This is a genomic window from uncultured Ruminococcus sp., assembly GCF_937915125.1.
Lineage (GTDB): Bacteria > Bacillota > Clostridia > Oscillospirales > Ruminococcaceae > Ruminococcus_C.
Window position 1 is genome coordinate 21,491 of sequence record NZ_CALDMP010000072.1, and the last position, 6,499, is coordinate 27,989.

The window sequence follows — 6,499 nt, forward strand, 5'->3', positions numbered from 1 at the left end:
CAGAATTGTTTGAAAAAGGAGAAGTATTATGCCCTACATCATTATCTTGATTTTGGTTATCTTCATTCTTCTGGTGCTCGTTACCAGAATTCGCATTGTGCCCCAGGCAAATGTCTACGTTGTAGAACGTCTCGGCGCATTTTATAAGGCATGGGGAACCGGCATCCATTTCCTGGTTCCGTTCCTCGACCGTGTAGCAAAACGTGTTTCCATCAAGGAACAAGTGGTGGACTTCAAGCCCCAGGCAGTTATCACAAAGGATAACGTTACCATGCAGATCGACACTGTTGTGTTCTTCCAGATCACAAATGCTGTACAGTTTGCATACGGTGTAGAGCACCCCATTGCTGCTATCGAAAATTTGACCGCAACAACACTGCGTAATATCATCGGTGAACTGGAACTGGATGCCACACTGACATCCCGTGATCTCATTAACACCCGTATCACGGAAACTCTGGATCTGGCAACAGATCGCTGGGGCATCAAGGTGATTCGTGTGGAACTAAAAAATATTCTGCCACCCAATGAGATTCGTGACGCCATGGAAAAGCAGATGAAGGCAGAGCGTGAAAAACGTGAAAAGATCCTCCGTGCACAGGGTGAAAGAGAATATCAGGTCACTGTGGCACAGGGTGAAAAGGAAGCCAAGATCCTCCGTGCAGAAGCTGACAAGCAGACTGCAATCCTCAAGGCTGAGGCTGACAAGGAAGCCGTGATTCTGCGAGGCGAGGCAATCAAGGAACAGAAAATGCGTATTGCTGTGGGTGAAGCCCAGGCAATCGAAGTGGTACAGAAAGCACTGGCAGACAGCCTTGTGAAGCTGAACGAAGCAAATCCCAATGAGGCTGTGCTGAAGCTGAAATCTCTGGAAGCTTTCGAAAAGGCAGCAGACGGAAAAGCAACCAAGATTATTATCCCCAGCGAGATCCAGGGGCTGGCAGGATTGGCAGCTGGTCTGAAGGAAGTTATTTCCACAAAGGATATTGAGGGCGATGCAACTGCTGCTCCCAAGCAATAATTGCCCCAAAAACCTAATTTCAATTTATCTAAAAAAGGCGGCTTTGTGCCGTCTTTTTTTGTGGAAAGAAACGATTTTTGCAGAATCATCATTCTTCATTCCGATTCACTTGCAATCCGGTCATAATTTGTTGTATAATGATAATCAGAGTCTAAACATGTCATTGAAAAGGTAGTGTCATCATGATATTTTCCAGATTATTCTTTCTTTATCTATTTTTTCCCATCTGTTTTCTCTGCTATTTTGCTACCAAGAAAACAACCTATCGCAATGCAGTTCTCATTGTCTTTTCCCTGCTGTTTTACGCCTGGGGTGAGCCATCCTTTTTATGGCTGATCTTACTCAGTGCACTGGTCAATTTCATCCTGGGACGTGCCATTGATCATTTCCAGGATCGTACCCAGGGAAAGCTGTTTCTGGCACTGGGACTGGTGCTCAATCTGGGTGTACTAGTGGGATTCAAATACACCGGCTTTGTCATCGAAAACCTGAACCAATGGTTCTCTCTGTCCATTCCTGTGCCGGATTTGCCGCTGCCCTTGGGCATCAGTTTCTTCACCTTCCGCATTGTTTCCTATCTCATTGACTGCGCCTGGGGCAAGGTAAAAGCAGAGCGTAATTTTTTCACATTTCTGCTCTATACTTCCTTCTTCCCTATTACTGTTTCCGGACCTATCGCCCGTTATGAGACCATGCAGAATGACCTGCATCACCGCACCATTTCTGCGGATGATCTCAGCAACGGTTTTGGCAGAATCGCCATTGGTGTCGGAAAAAAAGTCATTCTGGCGGACAATCTCTCCAGCATTGTGGAGCAGTTTCTGGGAGACAATATCACAACCCAGACCACACTGGGCATTTGGTACGGCGTGATTCTCTTTGCACTGCAAATGTACTTCGACTTCTCCGGCTATTCTGATATCGCCATTGGCATCGCCCGAATCTTCGGGTTCCACCTGGAAGAAAACTTCCGCCATCCATTCCTGTGCAAAGATATCACGGAATTCTGGCAGAGATGGCATATCTCTCTGGGTACATTTTTCCGGGACTATCTGCTCTATGTTCCAATTTTCGGAAAACGGCGCAAGATCGGCGGTCTGCTTCTGGTATGGTTCTGTACCGGTCTGTGGCATGGTGCAAGCTGGAACTACATCATCTGGGGCATTTATTACGGACTGTTCATCATGATGGAGATGGGCATCGGCAAAAAGGGTATGAAAAAGATCCCGGCTGTAATCCGTCATATTTGCAACAAACTAATCATCGTTGTGGGATTCGGTATTTTTTACTGCACTGGCAGCCTGACACGACTGGGCGATCTGTTTCTGGCAATGGCAGGACAAAACGGAACAGGTATGACAGATGCTGTGCTTATCACATCTGTCCGGAGTAACCTATTCCTGCTGATTGCTGCACTGCTCTGCTGCTTCCCGCTGCTGGAACTGCCGAAAAAAATGATGAAGAAGAATCCGGGCGTCAACCTGGCATTCTCCGTGACAGGAACCATTCTGGCAGCAGGTCTGCTGATCGTCAGCAGCATTTTGATGGTAGATGCCACCAATATGCCGTTCCTGTATACCAAATTCTGATGAAAGGAGTGTATCGAAATGGCGAATACACAGAAGCCACAGAACGATTCCCGGAAGGACAGCTTTGATCTGGACGCCGCTCTGGAAGAAAAATTTCAGGAAGTACAGCATGATCTGAACCGCTTTCGTGCGATGAATGAAAAACCGCCGCAACCTGCAATCCAGCCAGAGCCGCAGCCTGTCCCGGAAACAGAACCGGAACCGACGCCCACCGGACCTGTCCCCTCGGATGAACCCGATGACGAATCCTATCCTCAGTTTGACATTGCAGAGGAAATGGAACATCAAACAAAAACAGAACCTGTTTCCGATACGGAAGCAAAGGAGTCTGCCAAGGAACGAAAGGCACGCCATAAGCTGCGGCGGCAGATTCTCATTACCAACCGGATCGGCGCTGTTGTGCGTATTTTCGCCCTGGGCACGATTCTTTTCGGCGGCTCCATTTTCCTGATGGTAGGTGCACGTCCCACGGAATCCGCCGAGGAAAACCGTAAGCTTGCGGAATTTCCGGAATTCTCCTGGGAAGCCCTGAAAGATGGCTCCTATACAGCAGATATCATGACCTACTATGAGGATACCGTCCCGGGAAGAAGTTTCTTCAAGCGGCTTATCAGCCAGCTGGAAAGCTATAAGGGCTTACAGGGAGAAGATCAGGTAACTTTTTACGGAAACGTCAAGCAAATCAACGCTTCTGCAACGGAGGATACGCCGGAGAAGAACACGCCGGCTGAAACAACTGTCCCTGTGGCAAGTGTTGCAACGGAACTGACTACCACGACAGCTGTTACCACAAAGCTCCCCGAAGCAGACCCTGTTGAGATCGGCGATGGCATTGTCCTGGTGGACAAGCGTGCACTGAGCGTTTATGGCGGCAGCTTTTCCCGGGGAGAATCCTACGCCGCCTGCCTCAATGCATACAAAAATGCATTGGGTGAAAATGTCAACGTCTATTCCCTAGTTGCACCTACAGCAGTATCCTTTTACCTGCCGGATTCTTATTCCGGATACACCGGGAGTGAACCGGATAACATTGCGCATATCAACGAGTATCTCCAGAATGTTACACCAGTTGACGCCTATTCCGTCCTGGCACAGCACACTGGTGAGGACATCTATGCCCGTACAGATCATCACTGGTTGCCGCTGGGGGCATACTATGCGGCAAGCGCTTTTGCAGAAACAGCGGACGTGCCATTCGCTGACCTGTCTGACTACACGGAGACAACGCTTTCCGGCTATCTGGGCAGTATGTACACCTTTACCAAGAGTGCTGTTTTGCAGGAAAACCCCGAGGATTTCACCTATTACACTCCCACGAACCGCTACACCACAACATACTATGACACAGATTTCACCAACGAACGGGATGGCAACCTCATGATCAATCTGGACAATGTGGAACCGGTCAGCTGGTATCTGGTATTCATGGGTGGGGATGAAAAGATCACCCATGTCAAGACAGACGTCACCAATAACCGTACCCTTGTCATTGTCAAGGACAGCTATGGCAATGCCCTTGTCCCCTATCTGACCCAATCCTTTACCGATATCTATGTCATTGACATGCGGTATTTCGACCTGAATGCGGTTTCCTTTATGCAGCAGGTGGGCGCAACCGATGTGCTTTTCGCCATGAACACTTTCAGCGCCACTGGCGGCAACAGTGAATGTCTGGAAACTATCCGAACGCAATAATGAAAGGCTTTTTCATGAAAGAATTACAATATCCCTTTGACAGCAGCTTTTTGCTGAAAAAACGGCGAAAAATCAAAAGAGACTTGCTGGAAGACGGCACCCAGCGCATGGAAAAGCGCATTGCCGTCCTGGGCGGTTCCACGACCAATGACATTGTGGCTATGCTGGAACTGTTTCTTCTGGACAGCGGCATTGCACCGGTGTTCTACCAGTCGGAATATGCCCAGTACTGGCAGGATGCCATGTTTGATGCACCGGAACTGAAAGCATTCCAGCCGGAACTAATCTTCATTCATACGACCTCACGCAATATCACAGAAGCACCCTTACCTCTGTCTGCTTCCACTCAGGAGATAGAGGATGCCCTGGATCGGCAGACCAGCCATTTCACCCAGATGTGGGAGCATCTCACCGCAACCTATCACTGTCCCATTATTCAAAATAATTTTGAACTGCCAGCCACACGGCTTATGGGACATCGGGATGCATGGGATTGTCACGGCATGGTGTGGTTTGTGAATGAACTGAATCGCCGCTTTGCCCAATATGCAGCTGAGCACAACGACTTTTATCTACATGACATCCACTATCTTTCCGCATGTTACGGGCTGGATGCATGGCATGATACCACCTATTGGTATCTCTATAAATACGCTATGACCCTACAGGCGATCCCGGAGTTTGCCTATAGCCTGGCACGAATCATCCGTTCTATCTATGGAAAAAACAAAAAGGTGCTTGCGCTGGATCTGGACAACACTTTATGGGGCGGCGTGATCGGCGATGACGGACAGGAAGGCATTGCCATCGGTCAGGAAACTGCCGAAGCAGAGGCATATGCCGAGGTACAGGAATACTGCAAGGCGCAGAAGCAATTGGGCGTACTGCTGACCGTCTGCTCCAAAAATGAGCCGGAAAATGCCCGACTAGGACTCACTCACCCCGATTCCGCTCTGCACGAAGAAGATTTTGTGGCAATCAAGGCGAATTGGGAGCCGAAAGACCGCAACTTGGTACAGACCGCTCAGGAACTGAACCTGCTGCCGGAAAGTTTCGTCTTTGTGGATGATAACCCGGCGGAACGTGACATTGTATCCGGGCAGATTCCGGGCATTGCCGTCCCGGAATTCGATTCCCCGGCAGAGTGCATCCGTGTTCTCGATCGTTCCGGCTATTTCGAAACCACCACATTTTCAGCGGCAGATGCCAGCCGGAGTGAAATGTATCGTGCCAACGCCCAGCGTGCCCAAATGCAGCAGACATATGCAAACTATACAGATTATCTGCTGGGACTGGAAATGCACGCAGAAATCCGTGACTTTACGCCAGTAACCCTACCCCGCATCGTGCAACTGTCCAACAAGAGCAATCAATTCAACCTGACCACACGGCGGTATACCCAAAGTGAAATGGAACAGGTTGCCGCAGATCCCAACCGCATTCGTCTCTACGGACGGCTTCGGGATAAATTCGGGGACAACGGCATTGTTTCCGTGGTGATCGGCGAAATCGCCGGAGACACCCTGCATGTTGAACTGTGGCTCATGAGCTGCCGGGTGCTGAAACGAGACATGGAGCTTGCCATGCTGGACGAGCTTGTGGCACAATGCAGACAGCGTGGTATCCGCAGAATCAATGGCTACTATTATCAGACGGCGAAAAATGCCATGGTGCGGGAACTGTTCGGCACATTTGGCTTCACGAAAACGGAGCAATTTGAAAATGGCGACAGCACCTGGACTATGGACATCTGCACATATGAAAACCGGAATCACGTGATCCGGGTCAATGAAAAGGAGTATCAAGAATCATGACACATGAAGAAATCATGGCAAAACTGAACGAGATCTTTCAGGATGTATTCGATGACGATTCTCTGGTGATTACCGACCAGACCACTGCAAATGACATCGACGACTGGGATAGTCTGGAGCATATCAACCTCATCGAAGCAGTGGAGAAAGAATTCGGCATGAAGTTCCGGATGCAGGAAGTATCCAGTATGAAGAATGTGGGTGAAATGGCAGAGATTGTGGCTACACGTGCCACAGGAGAGCCGAAAAAGAAAAAGCGTGGATTTTTCCACAGATAAAGTAGTATTAGGGAAGCACTGATTAAATCTGGTGCGCAGATTGCGCAGTCAGATTTTTTGTCAGATGAAACAAAAAGCGCAGTGAATACTTTGTGTATTCAC

Annotated in this window: 5 protein-coding genes; all 5 read left to right on the forward strand. The window is 48.9% G+C overall.

What is annotated here, in order from left to right; genetic code table 11:
• The first annotated feature begins 28 nt into the window (after positions 1 to 28).
• The 5 genes from Q0418_RS07240 to Q0418_RS07260 all read left to right on the forward strand — a co-directional run bounded on the left by Q0418_RS07240 (position 29) and on the right by Q0418_RS07260 (position 6,397).
• Positions 29 to 1,021 carry an SPFH domain-containing protein gene (locus Q0418_RS07240; protein WP_367276245.1) on the forward strand — a complete coding sequence of 331 codons (993 nt, stop codon included), beginning with the start codon at positions 29 to 31 and terminating at the stop codon, positions 1,019 to 1,021.
• A gap of 182 nt (positions 1,022 to 1,203) precedes the next feature.
• Complete coding sequence (locus Q0418_RS07245; protein WP_298483471.1) at positions 1,204 to 2,610, forward strand: MBOAT family protein; 1,407 nt, start codon at positions 1,204 to 1,206, stop codon at positions 2,608 to 2,610.
• Positions 2,611 to 2,628: 18 nt separating this feature from the next.
• Positions 2,629 to 4,305, forward strand: a complete 1,677-nt coding sequence (locus Q0418_RS07250) for a DHHW family protein (RefSeq protein WP_298483472.1) — start codon at positions 2,629 to 2,631, stop codon at positions 4,303 to 4,305.
• A 14-nt stretch (positions 4,306 to 4,319) separates the two neighbouring features.
• Positions 4,320 to 6,119: an HAD family hydrolase gene (locus Q0418_RS07255; RefSeq protein WP_298483473.1), complete on the forward strand. Its 1,800-nt coding sequence runs from the start codon at positions 4,320 to 4,322 to the stop codon at positions 6,117 to 6,119.
• Entirely contained in the window at positions 6,116 to 6,397 is a 282-nt protein-coding gene (locus Q0418_RS07260) for an acyl carrier protein (protein ID WP_298483474.1), read from the forward strand. The genes Q0418_RS07255 and Q0418_RS07260 overlap by 4 nt, the downstream gene beginning before the upstream one ends.
• Positions 6,398 to 6,499: the final 102 nt, after the last annotated feature.